Annotated in this window: 16 protein-coding genes; all 16 read right to left on the bottom strand. The window is 40.1% G+C overall.

The features are described from left to right. Positions 1–2 precede the first annotated feature (2 nt). Positions 3–692 carry a hypothetical protein gene (locus tag I2F89_RS00705; RefSeq protein WP_066025015.1) on the bottom strand — a complete coding sequence of 230 codons (690 nt, stop codon included), beginning with the start codon at positions 690–692 and terminating at the stop codon, positions 3–5. Positions 693–955: 263 nt separating this feature from the next. Then, entirely contained in the window at positions 956–2,413 is a 1,458-nt protein-coding gene (locus tag I2F89_RS00710) for an amidase (RefSeq protein ID WP_195513233.1), read from the bottom strand. 146 nt (positions 2,414–2,559) lie between these two features. Beyond that, a complete protein-coding gene (locus I2F89_RS00715; protein WP_071867076.1) occupies positions 2,560–3,501 on the bottom strand; it encodes a dihydroorotate oxidase in 942 nt (313 codons plus the stop codon). An 83-nt stretch (positions 3,502–3,584) separates the two neighbouring features. Continuing rightward, on the bottom strand, positions 3,585–4,235 hold the full coding sequence (locus I2F89_RS00720; RefSeq protein WP_115357639.1) for a PepSY domain-containing protein: 651 nt from the start codon (positions 4,233–4,235) through the stop codon (positions 3,585–3,587). A 180-nt stretch (positions 4,236–4,415) separates the two neighbouring features. Beyond that, the gene (locus I2F89_RS00725) at positions 4,416–5,582 is read right to left on the bottom strand and encodes an SAM-dependent methyltransferase (protein WP_195513234.1); all 1,167 of its coding nucleotides are present in this window, start codon (positions 5,580–5,582) and stop codon (positions 4,416–4,418) included. A 176-nt stretch (positions 5,583–5,758) separates the two neighbouring features. Next, complete coding sequence (locus I2F89_RS00730; RefSeq protein WP_065095838.1) at positions 5,759–6,580, bottom strand: maltodextrose utilization protein MalA; 822 nt, start codon at positions 6,578–6,580, stop codon at positions 5,759–5,761. Positions 6,581–6,592: 12 nt separating this feature from the next. Then, positions 6,593–7,444 (bottom strand): sugar ABC transporter permease, encoded by an 852-nt coding sequence (locus I2F89_RS00735; protein WP_086334685.1) that lies wholly within the window; start codon positions 7,442–7,444, stop codon positions 6,593–6,595. 2 nt (positions 7,445–7,446) lie between these two features. Further along, entirely contained in the window at positions 7,447–8,745 is a 1,299-nt protein-coding gene (locus tag I2F89_RS00740) for a carbohydrate ABC transporter permease (protein ID WP_010735424.1), read from the bottom strand. 144 nt (positions 8,746–8,889) lie between these two features. After that, positions 8,890–10,149 (bottom strand): extracellular solute-binding protein, encoded by a 1,260-nt coding sequence (locus tag I2F89_RS00745; protein WP_086334686.1) that lies wholly within the window; start codon positions 10,147–10,149, stop codon positions 8,890–8,892. A gap of 98 nt (positions 10,150–10,247) precedes the next feature. Then, positions 10,248–12,014, bottom strand: a complete 1,767-nt coding sequence (locus I2F89_RS00750; protein ID WP_195513235.1) for a glycoside hydrolase family 13 protein — start codon at positions 12,012–12,014, stop codon at positions 10,248–10,250. A gap of 159 nt (positions 12,015–12,173) precedes the next feature. Then, complete coding sequence (gene menC / locus I2F89_RS00755; protein ID WP_181880094.1) at positions 12,174–13,286, bottom strand: o-succinylbenzoate synthase; 1,113 nt, start codon at positions 13,284–13,286, stop codon at positions 12,174–12,176. Next, complete coding sequence (gene menH / locus I2F89_RS00760) at positions 13,277–14,113, bottom strand: 2-succinyl-6-hydroxy-2,4-cyclohexadiene-1-carboxylate synthase (RefSeq protein ID WP_195513236.1); 837 nt, start codon at positions 14,111–14,113, stop codon at positions 13,277–13,279. Before menH ends, menC begins: the two co-directional genes overlap by 10 nt. Then, positions 14,113–15,825: a 2-succinyl-5-enolpyruvyl-6-hydroxy-3-cyclohexene-1-carboxylic-acid synthase gene (gene menD, locus I2F89_RS00765; protein WP_195513237.1), complete on the bottom strand. Its 1,713-nt coding sequence runs from the start codon at positions 15,823–15,825 to the stop codon at positions 14,113–14,115. The genes menH and menD overlap by 1 nt, the downstream gene beginning before the upstream one ends. Then, a complete protein-coding gene (locus I2F89_RS00770) occupies positions 15,822–17,180 on the bottom strand; it encodes an isochorismate synthase (protein WP_229078007.1) in 1,359 nt (452 codons plus the stop codon). Before I2F89_RS00770 ends, menD begins: the two co-directional genes overlap by 4 nt. Continuing rightward, positions 17,161–18,645: an o-succinylbenzoate--CoA ligase gene (menE, locus tag I2F89_RS00775; protein ID WP_195513238.1), complete on the bottom strand. Its 1,485-nt coding sequence runs from the start codon at positions 18,643–18,645 to the stop codon at positions 17,161–17,163. Before menE ends, I2F89_RS00770 begins: the two co-directional genes overlap by 20 nt. Continuing rightward, the gene (menB, locus tag I2F89_RS00780; RefSeq protein WP_065095843.1) at positions 18,620–19,435 is read right to left on the bottom strand and encodes a 1,4-dihydroxy-2-naphthoyl-CoA synthase; all 816 of its coding nucleotides are present in this window, start codon (positions 19,433–19,435) and stop codon (positions 18,620–18,622) included. Before menB ends, menE begins: the two co-directional genes overlap by 26 nt. Between the last annotated feature and the right edge of the window lie 750 nt (positions 19,436–20,185).

Consider the following 20,185-nt stretch of genomic DNA (forward strand, 5'->3'; position numbering starts at 1 on the left):
ATTCACTCCAATGGTTCAGTTGGCAGACGTCGAATATGACGTTGCTGGCGCAACCAGTCCTGTTCTTGTCGCAAGGCACGATTTTCTTCTTGCAGATCATGGATTGCTTGACTTTCGATTTCTTCAATAAACCGTTCATAGTAGCGTTCTTTTGAGAAAGGATCTTGTGTTTCTGAGCGTTTTTTTAATTCTTTGTACAGCTGATCTGAAGGGAAATATTTTACTCCCCGTTCCATTTGTTTGGCCTTTCTGACTTCTCTAAACAATGAAGCCATAAAACGATTAGTCAATGCCTCTTCTGCTACACCTAACTCACGGCGCATTGCTTTTTTTGCAATAATAAAAGTTCCAGGAACAGGCATTTCCTCTTCTAATGCATACGAACGATAAACTAATACACCAATCTCTGGTGGGATCTCACTTTTGACTTCTTCATATAAATTTTTTGGTAAAACAAAATAATTATAGTGGCCAACAAAGGACAATTTAGCAGTTGAACGAAAATCAGCTTTTGTGACTTTCAATTCATAACAGCGCCATTCTCTTGTTCCGTCAAATTTCATCAGACAACTTAATGTGTCCACGATTCCATGATCCTCAGGCATTGTCACTTCCTCGACCACGATCCCTCCCTGTTCGATACAATAATGATACAACGATGATTCCAGCTCGATCGTTAAAGGAGTTTTCATACACTTCACCTCCGAACATACTTTCGCTTTTTATTCTACCTGAAAACCCCACATAATCCAACTGCCATTTTAATTTTTTGTATGCGACTTGTCTAACAATAAAGAAGCAACATAGAAAAGACGAAAAATGCAACTAAAACATCACATTTTTCGTCTTTTCAATTGAACTCGTTTTTTATTGATCGATCAGCTCAACGGTAAATTCTTCTACCTGTTTGCTATGCCGTATTAAAAATTACACGATTCATTTGTTCTATACTCTCTTACGCTTTCTCGATTTCTGGTGGAAGATAAAACAAACCATGTTTTTCAAATAATTCCCCAATCTGAAACAGTAAGTCTTCTCTTCCTCTGGCAGCCATAAACTGAATCCCTAGTGGCAATCCTTCTTCACTAACATGTGTAGGTAGACTGATTGCAGGTTGCCCAGTTAAGTTCGCTAGTTGTGTATAAGGAGTGATCGTCAAGCTCTCTTCAAACATCGCTGACACGACTGCCAACCCTTCATCTGCCGATAAATGAGGGACATCAGCCATTTGCTGACGGATCGAGTCACTTTGTAAGTCAGCTGTGATTTTAGGTGCAGTATCCGCAGTGGTTGGCGAAAGGAACAAATCAAAGGACTCAAACAAGCTTTCCATCGTGACAGCTGCATGATCCCATACGTGCAATGAATGCACATAGTCTGCTGCAGAAAGTTTTTTACCATATTGCCATAATGTCCATGAGATTGGTTCTAGCTCGTTGCTTTCTATCCCCCGCTGCAACCCATTTTCGATCGACTCGATCATTGCTGCCGTTTCAGCACCATTCATTTGATAATACGAGTTGATCAATGTACGTCCATCTAAAGGATATGGAATCTCAACGATTTCATGTCCTGATTGTTCTAGAAAATGCAGTGCATTTTGAATAGCAATTTGAGCATCTACACTTACTTTCGAGCCGATTGGTGAATCAACACAGACAGCGATTTTCAAACGTTCCTTTACTAGATGCTGTTGCCAAAATGCTGGTGTCACTTGATAAGGTGCCCCACTATTGATTCCTTGTAAAGCGTGGAACAACGCTTTCGTATCTCTCATGGAAACCGTTAATCCGAAGTCGATGGACGCTCCTTGCCAGCCTCGCCAAGCATTTGGACCGACTGGCATTGTTCCTCTTGATGGCTTCAAGCCGATCAAGCCAGAAAATGAGGCTGGAATACGGATCGAACCACCCCCGTCACTGGCACCTGCCATCGGAACGATCCCTGCCGCAACTGCCGCTGCAGCTCCGCCACTTGATCCTCCTGGAGAGTATGCCAAGTTCCATGGGTTTCGTGCTGGGCCATATAATTGTGGATCGGTAATATTCTTAAAGCCAAATTCAGGCGCATTCGTTTGTCCAAATGGAACTAAACCAGCTTTTTCAACTGCTTGGACATAATTCGAATTTTTAGACGCTCGGTGTTGTTCAAAAATCCGTGAACCAGAAGTTGCTAACCAGCCTTTTTTTTCTTGTCCTAGCATTTTTAAAGGAAATGGGATTCCTGCTAGTAGCGAATCACTCTCCAATTGTGGTTGTTTTCCATTTGATTGGAAATCAAGTGATTCAAGTGTGACAAATGCGTTGATTTCTGGATTGAGCTTTTCGATTTTTCGCTTTGTTTCTGTAAAAAGTTCTTCCGAGCTGAATTGCTTTGTTTTTAAACCATTCGCAAGATATGTTGCATCTTTCATGCTCTCCCTCCTCAGTTACGGTTATTTTCTCATATGACAGAAAAAGCAACAATGTTTACGCCTAGTCTCTTATTCTAAATAGAAAAACACTTAAAGCAGCTGAATGCTTCAAGTGTTCTTCTCTAGTTATAAGAATGAAGGAGGTATTACGACATCGAGCGTAATTTCCCTCTAAATTCGTCGATTGAATGGTAGCCTTTTTCCGCCATGATCGTCTCCAATTCTTTACTGATACGATCAAAAATAGCTACTCCCTCTTTGTGAAGTTCCGTGCCGATCTGTAACATGCTTGCGCCACATAATAAATGTTCAAAAGCATCTTGTCCATTGCGGATACCGCCAGTACCGATGATTTTGATCTCTGGTTTCAAGCGGGTATAAAATGCCCGGACATTCGCTAACGCAGTAGGTTTGATATATTCGCCTCCAAGTCCACCAAAGCCGTCTTTTGGTTTGATGACGACTGTTTCACTCTCAGTATCGATATAAAGGCCATTTCCTACACTGTTGATCGAGTTCACATAGGCGATCGGGTACTGATTCAAGATTTCCGCCATTTGATCAAAGTGGGCGAAATCAAAATAAGGAGGAAGTTTGATTCCCAACGGTTTTGAGAACACTTGAAAGACTTCTTTCAATAAAGCTGCTGTTGCCTCGAAATCGTAAGCTAGCTGCGGTTTTCCTGGAACGTTCGGGCATGAAAGATTCAGCTCAGTGATCCCTTGGTAATCACTTTCTTCGATCAACTTCAACATTTCCAGATTTTCCTCTGCACTCATACCAGCAATCGAGAAAAACAATGGTTGTTCTTGTCCATGCTCTTTCTCGTAGGCCAATGCATAATCCAGATAATAGGAAAAACCTAAGTTTGGTAAGCCCATCGAATTGATACTTCCCAGTGGCACATCATAATAACGAGGTTCAGGGTTTCCTGCTCGCTCATTGATGGTACAGCTTTTTGTAATGAACGCCCCCGCATTCGAATGTGCAAGTTCATCTAATTCCGCTGTAGTCATGCAATGGACACCAGAAGCGTTCATCAAGGGATTTTCAAAAGAATGATTTAAGAAAGTAGTCGTTAAGCTCAAGTTATTCTCTCCTTTTAATAAAGCGTTTTTTCTAGTGTATCATTTAAGCGAACAAAATCAACAAAAATTTATCGAATGTTCGATCAATCATCGATTTCTGAAGACAATACTTCTCCTGTTTGACTATTGATTTTTACATTTGTTGTTTGGTTGCCATTTTTCACTTTGACATCCCAGTAAGTAGTTCCTAATTCTTTATCAAGGTCCCAATCTGTAGCAGTTCCAGCGCCAACTTTTTCAACCGCGATTTTCCCAGCTTCTTCGATCGAGATCAGATTGCTGACATCTAAGCCGTCTTCTGATTTTTTCTGGCCGTTTTGTTCGTCACGATCTAATTGCTCTGGATTCTCTGCCTCAAGTTTTTCGTCCATCGCATTGATTTTCACTGAATATTCGTTTTGATCATCGACACCTTCAATTTTGTAGAAGTAGCTTCCCCAATCACTATCGAGTTCTAAGCTAGTGATTGCTGCATCTGGGTATTTGTTTTGGAATAATTCAATCGCGCGATCCGCAGAAACTTGAATATTAGGGTTTGCTGTTTGTGAAGAGGATGAATCACTAGAAGCAGCAGAACCAGCAGTTGTGCTAGATTCTTCTGTCTTATTCGTAGAAGTTACGGTCGTTTCTGACGACTGGTTGGTCGTACTTGAAGGGGTAGTTGTTTGGTTTGGCTGGCACCCCGCTAAAAGTAGTAAAGAAAATAAGCCTGTAAAAATAACTTTTGATTTCATAACAATTCTCCTTTTTATTAGGTATCTATTCTCAGTATAACGAAAAGAGTGAATACTGTCAGCCGATACCATGAAAAATCAGTCTATAGTCTGATTTTACAACTAAAAAAGAACTTGTTTTTACGTAAAAAAGTAAAAACAGGTTCTTTTCATTTAAATAAAAAAACAAAACTCAATAAATTATTTCCGATGCATTGGGATCGAATTGTTCCCTGGATGGACTAATAGGTACTGGATCACATCGATATTGCTCGATTCAAAGGATGCGGCACAGGCTTGTAAATAAAGATCCCACATACGATAGAACCGATCACCCATTTCCTGAGTCACTTGTTCTTGCACCGCATGGAAACGTTGCGTCCAATGTTGTAATGTCCATTGGTAATCACGACGTAAACTTTCTATGTCGATCACTTGTAGATCGTTTTCCGTGATATCCTTAATCAGTTCTGTTACACCTGGTACATAACCGCCAGGGAAAATATATTTATTGATCCAAGCATTCGTTGCACCACCTTGTTGTCGGCTGATTCCATGGATCAAGGCAGTTCCTTTAGGTTTCAACAAATCTTTGACTACTTTGAAATATTCAGGTAGATTCTCTGACCCTACGTGTTCGAACATCCCCACACTGGTGATATGATCGAAAGTCTCCCCTTTCAACTCGCGGTAATCCATTAGAAACACACGGCATTGGTCTTCTAGATGCTCTTCTTTGATTTTATTGGTGATGAAGTTGTATTGTTCTTCACTGAGAGTAATACCAGTCGCTTTGACATGATATTCTTTTGCAGCAGTAAATAGTAACGTTCCCCAGCCACAACCAATATCCAAGAGGGATTCCCCTTCTTTGATAAATAGCTTATCTAAAATATGATGGACTTTATTGATCTGTGCTTGCTCCAGACTATCTTCTGGGGTTTTGAAATAAGCACAAGAGTACGTCAATGTTGAATCAAGCCATAAGCGATAAAAATCATTTCCTAGGTCATAATGAGCATGGATATCCGCTTTATTTTGTTGCTTTGTGTGTTTCTCTTTTTTTGGTAACCACTTCAGATAATCTTTGCTACGCAAGAAACTATCGGTATGACTGTAAGCATCATTGATCAATGATTGGATGTTTCCTTCGATTTCAATGCGATGATCCATATAAGCTTCCCCTAAAGAAAGAGAAGCATTTCTCGTCAACTCTTTGATTGGGATCTCTTCATTGAACGTGATCTTGATTTGCGGAGGGTTATCGGTATCCCCATACTGCTTCGTCGTTCCATCCCAATATGTGACTTCTACTGGAAGTGAAAAAGAGTGCGAAAATAGTTGATGATAAATTGTTTTTTCTAACATAATGATCCTCCTAAAACAAAAATTACACTATTACGTTATACCTATTTCGCCAAAGAATCAACAGATTACAGGTAATAAATAAAAGCTTTTTGAAAATTTCAGAAACACAAAAATAAAGAATGCAAGGACGGAGACATTTCTGCTTCCCCTCTTACATTCTTCATTTTTTGATTCGATCAGACTTGGATCGCTTTTGAATCTTTGAAGCCAGTTTTAGCAAAAATCCATAGTAACAATAAAACGGCTATGGTCGACTGGATTCCCATCATCAAGACAAAATCAAAATGGATGAAACCGACAAAACCAGCAATTATCGAACTCACACCTAGAACATTCAACATCAAATTTGCGCTCTCTTTAAAGTTTTTTATAGAAGAAAATTTGCTTTTTCTTGTTAGCCATAAAAAGAAGGCAGCGCCGAACAAAATCAAGCCAGTCATGATAAACAATAAAATACCTAACGTCAAACTGTAAGATAAAATGATCATCGGTCGATTACTCGCATAAAATTCATTCTCTAAAAACTGTTCAAACTCTTTAGGACTTGTCATTCTCATAAAATCAAATGAGGAGGGATACGACATATTGTATTCTCGTGTTTGTCCATCCTCTTCTTGACGGATCGTCCAGCTGGTCTCTTCAAAATTGATTGCAGCTCCTCTTTCTGCCATTTCTTCTGTCGTCAGTGCTGTTCCGATGATGACATCGTTTGTTACACTGATGATCTCAGAGTCAGCTGTTAAGCGACCGTTGGTAAGTTGTAGTTCACGTAAGCGTGCCACCCCTTCCTGATCGATCAACGTATTCACCGATAAGAATTGTTCCATCGGGATCGCCGAGACTTGATTCGTATAAAATAAAGTAATGGGCATGACCATAAAAGAAATCAGAAACAGAAAGATCACGATAAATTTTGGCCAAGTGAGTTGTTTTCTACCTAGAAACAACTGTTTTGGACTTCTTAAGCTTGAAAAGTAATTGAGTGGGAATTTATCCATAGCAAACGACTCCTAACCTTTGGTACCGCCTGATGTCAGTCCGGTCACAAAGTTTTTTTGTAAAAAGAAGAACAATAAACATATTGGTACAGCAATCAAGATCGCTCCCGCCGCAAAGAGAGAAACGCGTTGGTTAGTTACATCAGAAATAAAGGTCTGTAATCCAACTGCGACTGTTTGATTCTCAGGCGTACGAAGTAGGAAACGCGCCAACATGAAGTCACCAAATGGCCCCATAAATGCCCAAAGTGCTTGGACTGCGATCATTGGTTTGACTAACGGCAAGACAATCTGTAAGAAAATTCTAAAGTGTCCTGCGCCATCCAATTTAGCTGATTCATCTAAATCGATTGGGACTGTATCGAAGTACCCTTTCATCAGCCAAGTGTTCATTGGGATTCCGCCACCGATATAAATCATTGTTAGGAACCAATAACGATCCAATGCACCTAATAGAAAGGCCATCACATAAAAAGCGGTCAATGCTGCCATCGTTGGTACCATTTGGATCACTAGAAAGAACATCAAACTTGATTTTCTTCCGATGAAACGATAACGACTATACGTATAACCGGCAAGTGTCACAACAGTTACTTGAATGACCATCGTTAAAACAGAAATGATCAACGTATTTTTATACCACGTGCCATACAAGGTTTCATTGAATAAGCGAGAAAAATTATTTAAGGTCCAATCACCGGTGAAATCCAAACTAAAAGCAGCAATATTGCCTGGTTTGAAAGCAGTACTAGCTGTGATCAATAACGGATAGATGATAATGATCGACAATAGGATCAAAAACACATAAGTAAAGAAATGCGAAAGTCTCCGTTGGAACTTAGCACTTGTACTAAAATTTTTCATGACTAGTCCTCCATTTTGAACGCATTAGTTTTCTTGAATACCAACAGAGAAACGGCAATGACGATCATCGAAATGATCAGCGTGATCGCAGAAGCCATCGAATACTGTGGCGAGGTCCCAGTGGTCAATTTATAGATCCACGAAATCAAGATATCCGTTGATCCTGCACCACCACCGACACTTCCCGGTCCCCCATTATTGAAGAGGTAGATCATGGAGAAGTTATTGAAGTTCCCTGTATACTGTGTGATGAACGTTGGTGCTGCTACAAGAAAGATTGCTGGAAGCGTGATACTTGAGAAGCGCTGCCAAGCATTCGCACCATCGATTTTCGCTGCTTCGTAAAGATCTTCAGAAATCGATTGTAGGATACCTGTGACCATCACATAGATGTAAGGAAAACCTAACCAACCTTGTATCAAGATGATCGCGACTTTTGTCCAGTTCGGATCAGTTTTCCAAGGAACGGAGGCAATATCTACAAAAGGGATATTATTCAAGAATGGAATGACTTGCGTGTTGATTGCTCCCACACTATCGTTAAAGATGTTCGAAAAACTCATGATCGTGATAAATGCTGGGACTGCCCATGGTAAAAGGAAAATAATTCCAAAAACACGTTTAAATTTGATAAATTTCTGATGCGCAATTACTGCTGTAAATACACCTAACGTGATTTGTAAGGTAGTTGCACAAAGCGTCCAGATGACGGTCCAAGAGAATACGGCAACAAACGTGTTTCGATAAGAACTTAAAAAGAAAATACTGAAGAAGTTTTCTGCTCCCACCCAATCGATCAAACTTGCTGGTGGGATGTGTTGGAAATCATAGTTTGTAAATGCTGTAAATAATGTCACTAAAACCGGAAAGATGATCGTGAAAATCATCAATAGATACGCTGGAAGCGTCAAGAGATAAGGAAAGCCTTCATCACCCACATTATGTATGACTTCCTTCATTGTTCGATTGATCTTTTTCCCTTCTTTTCTCATGACTGCGACACGTTTTGCATCTACTAGATTGATGAAATAAAAAAATAAAAACAAGGCAGTCACAATCAATTGCAAAGTTCCTTGGATCAACATAAATAATGAGTGATCTTCCATTGGTACACTACCTAAAGTAACTAAACCAATTAAGGATTGAAAACCACCTAAAACCATTTGGATGATAAATCCGATAAATAGTGCTAAAAATACTACCCCTTTAAATACTTGACCATTTGCAAATTGACCCAATCCTGGAATGATCGAACGTAACATCGTGCCTTTGACATTGACCGCTGTATCTTCTTGTTGCATGGTGTTGTTCCCCCCTCTTGATACTAAAAACAGGTGCTATATGTTGAAGCGCCTTTTCTATAAAATCATCTCACGTTCATCAAAGGTAAAACATGGAGCTGAGAAGCAATTTCCTTCACAGCTCCAACCTTTTTGATGATCTAATTAATATTTTTGCTCAATTGCTTCGCTGATCGTCTTCACCGCGTCGTCAGCCGATTCTTTTGGTGTTTTTCTGCCTGAACCAGCATCAAACATCAAGTTTTCTGCGCCTGTCCAAACTTCTGCCATCTCTGGAATATTTGGCATTGCTTGTGCTGTTTCATATTGTTCAATAACTGCAGTCGTCAATTCATCATTTGTGCCTTTTGCTGTTTCACGAGCCGCTTGATTGGCTGGTACTTCGTTGACCATTTCAAAGAATTTTTCTTGGTTTTCTGTATTGGTTACATAATCTAACCATTTTTGAGCCACTTCTTTATTCTTAGAGTAGTTACTTACGACCCAACCTTTTCCTCCACCAAATGGTTGATAAGATTCACCATTATTCAATGTTGGGATTTTTGATACGCCATAATTGATGTCGTTTTCTTGATAAGTTTGTGCTTGCCATGGACCATCAATGATCGCTGCTGTCTTGTTTGACATGAACTGTTGGTTGACAAAGTCGCCAGCACTCTTGATATCTTGCATTCCTTTAGGCCAAACATTTTGGAACCAATCTGTGGCATAGCTAATACCTTCTACTGCTCCTGCATTGTTTAAACCAATTTCAGATGGGTCTGTTCCATCTTCACCGAAGACATACCCTCCGTAACCTGAAATCAAGCCATATGAATAATAAAAATCAGTCCATTTTGCTAAAAATCCTGTGTTTGTTCCTTCTTCGGATTCGAAATTGAAACGTTCATCTTTTGCTAACGCTTCCAAATCTTCAAAGGTTGTCGGTGCAGTGTCCACTAGGTCTTTGTTATAATATAAGACTAGTGTTTCGATAACTGCCGGTGCCCCATAGATTTTATCTTCATAAGTCACTTGGGCTTTATCCGTATCATTGTAATCTGCTTCGTTACCCAATTTCACTTCTGCCAAATGTCCTTGTTGACCTAACGCTCCGATCCGGTCATAAGCTGCCATCATGACATCTGGTGCCTTACCTGCAGGACCATCAAGCGCAAGCGATTCCAATTGTTCGAACATGTCTTTTTCGACTAACTTGATTTTTACGTCGTTGTCTTCTTCAAATTTTGTTTTGATCTCATTGACATAGTCTTTGTAGCCAGTGTCGACAGAAATCGTTAATGTTTTTCCATCTTCTTCATTTGCTGCAGTTGAAGAACCGCCATTACCACAGGCAGCAAGTCCCCCGATAAACCCTAAAGATAATGCACCTAACCCGAATTTTTTTAGCAACTGTTTACTCATTTTTTTTCCTCCGATTCTATTCTATTCCTCTTACAATTTGATTATATGTTTACAAAAGCTTGATTTGCAAACGCTTTCTCTATGTTACCGATAACAACTTAACAAAGGATCAAAAATCCATTCGTTTGGACTTCAGCTTTGCCGTCTTTTAAGATGTCACAATTTTGGCTGAATAAAACATCATTTTCTAAATCGACCAAGTACGGTTCTGTTCCTTGATTGAAATAAGCATGAATGGTTTGCTGATCGAGATGACGAGTCAAGTGAATTTGTTCGTTTTTATCGTCGACCGATCGCCAAGTCAAATCCCCTTCAATCAACACTTGTTGCACTTGTTTACGCACACAGATCAATTCTTTGACGAACCCCTTCAATTCAAGATCTTGCTGGTCCTTTTCCCAGACCATACATTTTCGACAGTCAGGATCATCATGACCTGTCATGCCGATTTCTGTTCCGTAGTAGATGCAAGGCGCCCCTTTTTGTAAGAACATGAAAGCTAACACTGATTTCATCAGTTCCTTGTCCTCTTTACACAAAGTCAAGATTCTGGCTGTATCATGAGAATCCAATAAATTGAATGTCCCTTCATTGACTTGATCACGATATAGCATTTGCTGATGATTCATGCCACTGACCATTTGAGTGGGTGTGATTTTTTTATGGACGAAATAGTCTTTGATCGAATCCATAAAGGCGTAGTTCATCACCGCATGGAATTCATCGCCCTGTAACCAAGCTTGAGAAGAATGCCAGATTTCACCTAAAATATAAATATCAGGTTTGATCGTAGTGACCGCTTCTCTGAATTTCTTCCAAAAATGATGATCCACTTCATTTGCTACATCTAACCGCCATCCATCGATATCAAATTCCTTGACCCAATACGTGGCAATATCTAATAAATAATCCTGTACTTCTTGATTTGCTGTATTGAGCTTAGGCATAAATGGCGTAAATGCAAACGTATCATATGCCAGATTTTCGGCTGTTTCAGGAACATCTGTCATTTGATAGGCATCCACTGGAAATGAATGGATGTGGAACCAGTCTTTGTAGCGGGATTTCTCGCCATTTTCGATCACATCTTGCCATTGTGGTGCATGACTACCCATATGATTGAACACGGCATCCAGCATGATTCGGATTCCTTTATCATGCGCTTTTGTGATTAACTCTTTCAATAACTCTTTATCACCAAATTGTGGATCGACCGCATAATAATCGATCGTGTCATATTTGTGATTCGAGGTTGCTTCAAAAACAGGACAGAAATAAATTCCTGTGATTCCTAAGTCGGCTAGGTAATCAAGATGATCGATCACCCCTTGAAGATCTCCACCAAAGAAATCTTCCCGATCCGGATCTTTACTCCCCCAAGGCAACGTACCTTTAGGATCATTTGTTGGATCACCATTCGCAAAGCGTTCAGGAAATATTTGATACCAAATCGTTTGTTTTGCCCATTCAGGTACTTTGAAGCGATCGATTTGTTGAAAATATGGCATACGGAAATAATAGTTTGCATTCGCCAATGTTTCTTCTTGATAAGGGAATATTCCTTGGTCTCCGTAAAAACAATCCATCCCATCAATTCCCACGATGTGAAAACCGTATTGTAATCGTCTAGTATCACTCGTCAACTCGATTTCCCAGTAATCATGAAGAAGTGTACTTAACCCTTTTTTCATTGGTTGTTCTTTTAAATACCAATTTTCTGAGAAAATCGTATATGGATCTCCGCTGATCACAGAAACGTGTTTGACATCATCTTTACTTGTACGTAAGCGAATCCGCATTGTTGTGTCACTGTATAAATAAGCAAATTCACTTTCGGGTCGATGATAAATTGCTGCAGTATTCATTTCAGTCCTCCCTTGTCTTTCAGTTAACAAAAACAACTATAAAAGATAAATAACCAAAAGACAACGCTTACATTCCTGTTATCGGTAACAAGATTTTTATCAAAAAAAAGATGAATGACACACTATTTACAAAACACGCGTGATTCATCTTCTTAAATACTATTTAATTCTATATGTTTTTTTATCGTACGCATACTTCAACAACTGCTTTTCTTGCCATGTGACACCAATCCCTGATTGACCAGGAATCATCAAAAGTCCATTTGTGATTCTAGCTTTTGGTTCGACGATATCATCATGGAAATAGCGATCAAAAGCAGACAAGTCTCCTGGAAAAGTAAAGCAATCTTGACTTGCAAAATGCAGATTCATCGCTCGACCGACTCCGGATTCAAACATGCCACCTAACCAAACGAGCAAGTCATTTTCCTGACAAAAATCAACGATCCTTAAAGCCTCAGTGATCCCTCCCACTCTGGGAATCTTTAAATTGATTGCTCGACAACTTCCCAATGCATGAGCTGTTTTTACGTCTTCCAGTGTTCGGATATTCTCATCAAGACAAACAGCTGTTTTGATTTCCTTTTGAAGTATGGCATGGTCAACATAGTCACGAGGGTGAAAAGGTTGTTCGATCATCGCAAGCTTCAAGGCGTCCATTTTCTTGAATAACGGCAGATCGCTGATCGTATAAGCAGAATTTGCATCTGCCATCAATTGGATCTCTGGATATTGCTCACGCAACGCTTGCAGTGGCACTAAGTCATTGCCAGGAGTGATTTTCAACTTGATTCGTTGGTACCCTTGATCAACATAAGTTTTTGCAGTCGCAAGTAAATCTATCGGGTTGTCATGGACACCAATACTGACACCTACGGGAATCGCTGATCGTTCGGCAGAAAACAACTTTTGTAATGGGCGTCCTATTCGACGAGCATAAAGATCCCAAACAGCTGTTTCAACTGCTGATTTTGCCATAAAATTCCCTTGCGTATGCTTGAAAGCTGACCAAATTTCTGAGGGATGCGAGAAGTCAAGTTCGAATAAACAAGGAATCAGCTCTTTTTGTAATACCGATCGACTCATATCAATCGTTTCTTCAATGTAATCTGCTCGTTCAAAAGCGACCAGCTCGCCTATCCCCTGATTCCCTAACTCGTCTTCCACGATCAACAAATCAAAAGCTTTTGTTTCCAATCGACCATAGCTCGTTCTAAAAGGTGTCACTAAGGGTAGTCGCAAACAGTACTGTTGGATGTTGACTATTTTGATGGCGTCCACTCCCTTTCCATTTCATTGATCCAAGTAGTAACAGTTGTTTCAAATAGTCTAGGTTGCTCGATGTGACAACAGTGCCCGCAATCCGCAAGGACCTGGCAACAAAAAATCTCTTTAACATCTGTCATTTGTTTACCGATCTTTTGAAACTTCTCATCCTTTTGACCAACAAGATACAATAGTGGGCATTCGATACTCGCTAAATCTGGCCAATAATTTTTTTGCGCGCCAGTTCCCATATAGTAAAGACTTAATGCTAAACCTAGCTTATTTTGAGTAAGTCGCTCGTTTCTTACTCTGCTTTTTTGTTCCAAGGGTAACGCCTGTTGTGAAGCAAATAGTGGTAACTTCTCCCAATCATCAACAAAATCAATCAGAGGCTCTCTCATTAAACGTAAAGAAAGTTTTCGATCAGCTTTTTTACGACTGTTTCGTTGCTGTTCATCCGCAATCCCGGCAGTTCCACCTTCTAAAATGAGCCCTTTGATTCCTTGTGGTTGTTCGATTGCCCAAGCAAGTGCCACTCGTGCACCCATCGAGTAGCCTAATACATAAAAAGAGGAAATTTCTAATAATGAGACAAAACTCGCCAAATCGGCTACTAATGACGTAAGTTGGTAACGATAAGGATGCAGGTAAACCGCTGTTTTTCCATGACCGATCAAATCAATGGCTAAGTAATTAAACTGAGGATTCTCAAACATGAACGTTTGTGCACTACCGGTAAAGCCATGCAAACAAACAACCGTTGGTTGCTTTGGATCAGTATGCTGTAACCAACGGTAATGGTAAGTAGCACCTCGAACAGTCTTAACTGGCATCAGCCTATTTCCTCCTGATAACGACGCTTCATCTGTTCCCATAACTGGACAGGTTCTTGTTGTTGCCCTCTAATTTCAATCAATGTCCAATTCCTTTGATCCCGGCTTTTTTCAATCGCTTGCTCAAACTCTTTACTTGAAGTTGGTTGTATATAATGACCATTATATAAATCTGCTACCTTCTCTAATTCTAAATCAAGTGGCGTACCAAACAATGGTTCAAAATCAGTCTCTGGGAGTTGGTTTTGAGGAAGAAAAGAAAAGATTCCCCCACCATTGTTGTTCAATACGACTAAAGTAACAGGTAAGTGATAACGTCGAATTAGCTCCAACGCGTTCATGTCATGAAACAGCGCAAGATCGCCGATCAAAACAAACATCCGCTTGTTCCTTACCAAAGCGATTCCTGCTGCTGTAGAAATCAACCCGTCGATCCCGTTGACCCCTCGATTTCCGTAGATTGGAAATGATTCTCCAGTAGGCGAAGAAAAACGATCAACAAAGCGGATCGCGTTACTATTTGCCAAAAATAAAGCTTCCTCTGATTTTATCGCTTGCAATAACTGGCAACTAGCATTGCTTTCGCTCCATTCATCGATAGACAATTCTTTAGTGATGATTTCTCTCGCTTTTTTATAAGCTCTTTTCCATTGCGCCAACCATTCGTCAGAGGTTGGCGAATTAGGTAGTGCATCCAAAGTTTCCGATACTAGTTTACAGAAATCAAGTACACCGATTTGGATAAAACTTGTTCCTAAATGCAATGGATCACGCCATTCTTCCTCATCGATCAAAACATAGTCAGAAATAGCTTCGTGATTTTTTTTTAAATAAAGCATCACATTTTTAGCTACAGGAAGATTACCAAATTGCCAAATGACTTCAGGAGTTTCAGGAACCGGTCCAGAAAAAATCAAATCTGCATGCGGAAGATAGCCATCGCTCATTTGTTGACAAGCACCTAAATTTGCCAAGGGATCACCAATGATTGGCCATTGTAAAGATGTTGCTAAAGTAAGTAACGCTTTTGCCTCATCAGGTGTCAATTCTTTACCGACGATCATCATCCCTTTTTTTGATAACCAAGGAACAAGCTCTGGCATTTGCTTCGACACAATTTGAGTAACCAGTTTTTTGGGATGAAAAGATCCATCAAGAGAAAAAGTTAAATCAGGTAATAAAGGCTCTCTAAAAGGCAAGTTGATCTGAATTGGTCCTGCCGGTACACGCATTGCTTCATAGGCACAATTGGCGCCATGCCAGTAGCTATACCGTATCATTTCCGGAGTGGCTTCAGGAAGTGCTAATTCGATAAACTTTTTGATATGCGAACCAAATAATTTTTGTTGGTCCATCGTTTGTGGCGACCCAACGCCACGTGCTTCTGGTGGACGGTCTGCTGTAAGCACTAGCAAAGGAATGTTTGTTGCTTTTGCTTCACAAACTGCTGGAAAGAAGTTCGCTGCGGCAGTTCCCGACGTACAAAGAACTCCAACTGGTTGCTTTAATGCTTTCGCCATACCTAATGCACAAAATGCCGCAGATCGCTCGTCTACAATCACCGTTGTTTTGATTTCCGGATCTCTATGAAGTAACAAGGCAAGTGGGGTCGATCGTGAACCAGGACTGATGACGACATTTTTAAGCCCGCCTTCTTTCATTCCCTTGATGAAAGCCAATAAATACGCAGTCATTTCTTGTTGTTTAGTCATCCCTTCACTCCTCTAAGCATTGGTTGGAATTTTAGCAATGTTTCTTGGCGCTCTGCCTCGGGGTCAGAATCCGCAACAATGCCACAACCTGCATATAATATTCCTTCGGTTTCAGTCAAGATGCCTGATCGGATGCCTACAGCAAACTCACCGACATCCTCGATAGGGTCCAACCACCCGATTGGTGCCCCGTATAACCCTCTACCGAAAGGTTCATGATCTTTGATCCATTGCAACGCCAGTTCTTTCGGTTCACCACCTAAAGCAGGAGAAGGATGGATCAATTTTACTGCATCGATCAATGAGACTCCCTGCTTACGTTCTCCAGAGAAAGTCATCGCTAAATGCTGAATATCGCGGTTTTTCAATAAACGGCGGGAAGAGACAGCGACATCGCCAGCGACAATATTCGCTAATTGATTCTCTAATCGTTGAGCAACAATTCCGTGTTCTTGCGTATTTTTAAAGTCTTTTAAAAGTTCTTTGACTATTTCATCATCTTCCTGCACAGTCGATCCTCTAGGTGCAGACCCAGCGATCCCTGCAGTCATAAATTGGCTTTTCGTTCCTTGGACCAATCGTTCTGGTGTAGCACCAATGAAAGCATGTTGATCGGAGGCTAAAAGAAATAGATAAGTTTGTGGTTGTTGTTCAGCTAAACGCTGAAGAATTTGAGTTTTCGACTGGAATGATCCGTGTATTGCCATTTGTCTCGCTAAGACGACCTTTTTAAGCGAAGTTGCTTCGAGTACGATTTCTTTCCTCGCATCCTCTACATTGCATAGAAAAGCTGGAACTGCCAGCTCTTCTGACGACACAAAGATATTTGCAGATTGTTCTTGTTCTTTGCCTTTTAACAATTCACTCACAAGACTATCTAAATACGAAAAACCTTTTAAAAGACTTCTGATTGTTGTAGCTTCTTTTCTGATTGTCAGAATAACTTGAGTCTTTGAACCTACTCGTTTGAAAAGAATACTTGGTAAAATGAAAAAGCCAGATTCAAGCTTACTCCAAATTTTTTCTTTTAGGTTGTTTGGATCAAATGGAAAACCTCCAAAAAGCAAAGGTCCCCCCTTCTGTCTCGATACGTTTAAAAAACTTTTAGAAAACTCAAGAGAAAATTCTTTGATAGCGCTGGGCATGTCATCATATTCCCTATCAAATAAATTTTCTCCTAGCCCTAATAATTCACATTCCTCATCAGGAGTACACCAATAAAAGCGATCTCCTTTGGAGGGGACAAGAGACAAGAGTTTTTTAACCGTTTGATCGGCAAGCTCGTAGCTATAAGTAAAATAATGATGATTTTCCAAAAGCTGATCATCAATTGAGCTATCTAATTTGATATTCAATGTAATTCACTCTTTCTTCTGTCATTAAAAGACGTTTGATTGGTTTTCCAGTCGCAGTTTTTGGAATTTCAGAGACACAGTAGATTTTAGTTGGATGCTTGTAACGTGCTAATGGCGCTAATAGCTCTGTGATTTCTCTATCAGTAAGGGGTTCATTCAATCGCACATAAGCGACAGGAGTTTGTCCCCACATTTCATCCCAAGTGCCTACGACAGCGACCTCTGCAATTTTATTACAAGCTATAAGTACTCGCTCGATTTCAACTGGGAAAATATTCTCTCCCCCCGAAATGATGCGTTCACTCATGCGACTGACAATATAAAGATAATCCTCTTCATCAAGGTACCCCCAATCGCCAGTGTGAAACCAACCATCCTCTGTCCAAGAATCCGGATTGACGCAATTCAAATAGTGGTCGATGATCGATGGTCCTTTGACTAAAATCTCTCCCATTTGATCTGACTTCTTATCTTTTTGAATACGGATCGATACCTCAGACAAAGCTTTACCAGAAGAACCGGTTTTTGCTCCGAATGACTCCGGAGAAAGGGCGACGATCTGTGAACAAGTTTCTGTCATGCCATAAGAAAGCATCACAGGCACCTGTTTTTCCATACATGCTTGCATGACTCGTCCTTCTCCCGGCCCTCCCCCTAATAATACTTTTTTGAATGAGGGAGCATAACCACTTTCTGGAATCAATGGTTCAAGGTCTTTCAACATTTTGCTGACCAAAGAAATATAGTTGCCACTTCCATTTGCTAAAAGTTGATGGACTTGTTGTGGAGAGAATCCCCGCAACAGAATCACTTGGATGCCTAAAGCAAGTGAGCGTAATAAAATAGATAAGCCACTAATGTGATAGATTGGCACACAGCAGATCCAGCTATCTGAACGATCTACTTCTAAACTTAGCGCAGTCGCTTGGCTACTCGCATAGTGATTGGCAAATGTTTGCGGTACGCCTTTCGGTTTACCTGTCGTTCCAGAAGTATACATGATTGATGCGATTGACGCTTCTTGATACCCCTCATCAAACCAATCCTTCGGCTGTAGAACGTGTAATTCCGAAGGATCGGGAAATGAATACCAAGTGATTTGTTCGTTGACCGCTAATTTTTTGGCGGAAATAAGAATAAATGTCCCTGCATCTGCCATCTGTTCACTGATCTCATTCGTTGTCAAGCGTGTATTGACAAACTGGATCTCTTTTCCTAATTCCCATAATGCTAAGATCGATAAATAGCCATCTAGATCATTTTCACAATACAAGGCAACTCGTTCACTCGCTTTGGGTAATATTCGATGATAATACTCTGCAAAACTCTGAACGTGGGATGTCAGTTCGCTAAAAGACAAACATTGATCGTTCCACTGACAAGCTGGTGCATCTGGATGAAGCATTGTTTGTTTTTGCAACCAGCTATTAGGTTGAGGTTTAAGGGAACTTAGGGAATTGGTCAAAATCAGGTTCTCTTTTTTCTTTAAATGCGTCGCGCCCTTCTTGTGCTTCATCCATGGTGTAATATAAAAGCGTCGCATCTCCGGCCAATTGTTGGATACCTGCTAAGCCATCTGTATCTGCGTTCATTGCCGCTTTGATCATTCGTAGAGCTAGCGGGCTTTTCTTCAACATCTCTTCTGCCCACTCAATCGTCACGTCTTCCACTTGTTCGATTGGTACGACCGTATTGATCCAATTCATTGCCAATGCTTCTTCAGCACTATATTGCTTCGTCATGAACCAAACCTCTTTCGCTTTTTTATGCCCTACGACCCGAGCTAAGTAACCTGAGCCATATCCACCATCGAAGCTACCAACGTTAGGCCCCGTTTGACCAAATTTCGCATTTTCCGCTGCGATTGTGATATCACACACAAGTTGTAAGACATTGCCCCCACCGATCGACCAACCTTTGACCATCGCGATCACTGGTTTAGGAATCACTCGGATCAACCGTTGCAAGTCTAATACATTCAAACGTGGAATTTGGTCTTCACCAACATACCCACCATTTCCTCGAACTTTCTGATCACCACCTGAACAGAATGCTTTGTCACCAGCTCCTGTCAAAATGATAACACCGATATCTTGACGATCACGACTGATTGTAAAAGCTTCAATCATCTCAAAGACTGTTTTTGGTGTAAAAGCATTATGGACCTCTGGGCGATTGATTGTTATCTTAGCAATCTTCCCATATTGTTCAAATAGGATCTCATCGTATTCCTTGATTGTTTTCCATTCTCTCATTTCTATCTCCTCCTAAAATTCATTAGATTTATTATACACAAGTTTTAAGCATTTAATGATAATTTCTTTATAAATTACTGTACAAAGAATATTGAATGAGTTAAGCGCAAGAAAAGCTTTATAATCTAACTTTCAAATAAATGATGTTAGATTTTTTCAGTGAATTTATTGTTTCTATTTTTCATTGTAATTGATTACTTCAAATATATTCTCTTATTAGTCCGTGGGTATATTCATAATCTACCATATACCTAATACGTAATTTTTTTGCTTTTACCATCCATACTCATAATAAAACAATTGCTACGCAAGCAAATGAATATTTTTTAACCTCTATTTCGCTTACTATTTTAGTCGCTTTTTCTTAGAAAGAAATGCTTTCACGGCCAGTACAGCTTTTTATATAAATAATGAAGAGGTCAAGACAGAAGTGTTTAGCCTCGAAAAATAGCTATCCCCGAAAATTGTTCTTCAGATTTTTGTTGTTAGCGCCTTTTTTCGAAGAGGTTAATTCTGTTCTCGCCGTTTATTCGGTTTGAGGTGGTATGAGAGGGCTAATGTCCCCCCTCTCCAAAGAATTTAATAGACAATAGGCTAAACCGGTTATTTTGACAGAGTTTTTCTAATGAACGAGAGGAGACACCGGTTGCTTCAAAAACAATTTCAGGTGTTTCTGTAAGTGCGGTGATTTATTAAAGTAACTGGCGGAACCCTTCTTGATTGTGGAAGTCTTTCCCTTCTGAAAGACAG

This window comes from Enterococcus sp. 1001283B150225_161107_E12 (assembly GCF_015556925.1).
Lineage (GTDB): Bacteria > Bacillota > Bacilli > Lactobacillales > Enterococcaceae > Enterococcus_B > Enterococcus_B mundtii.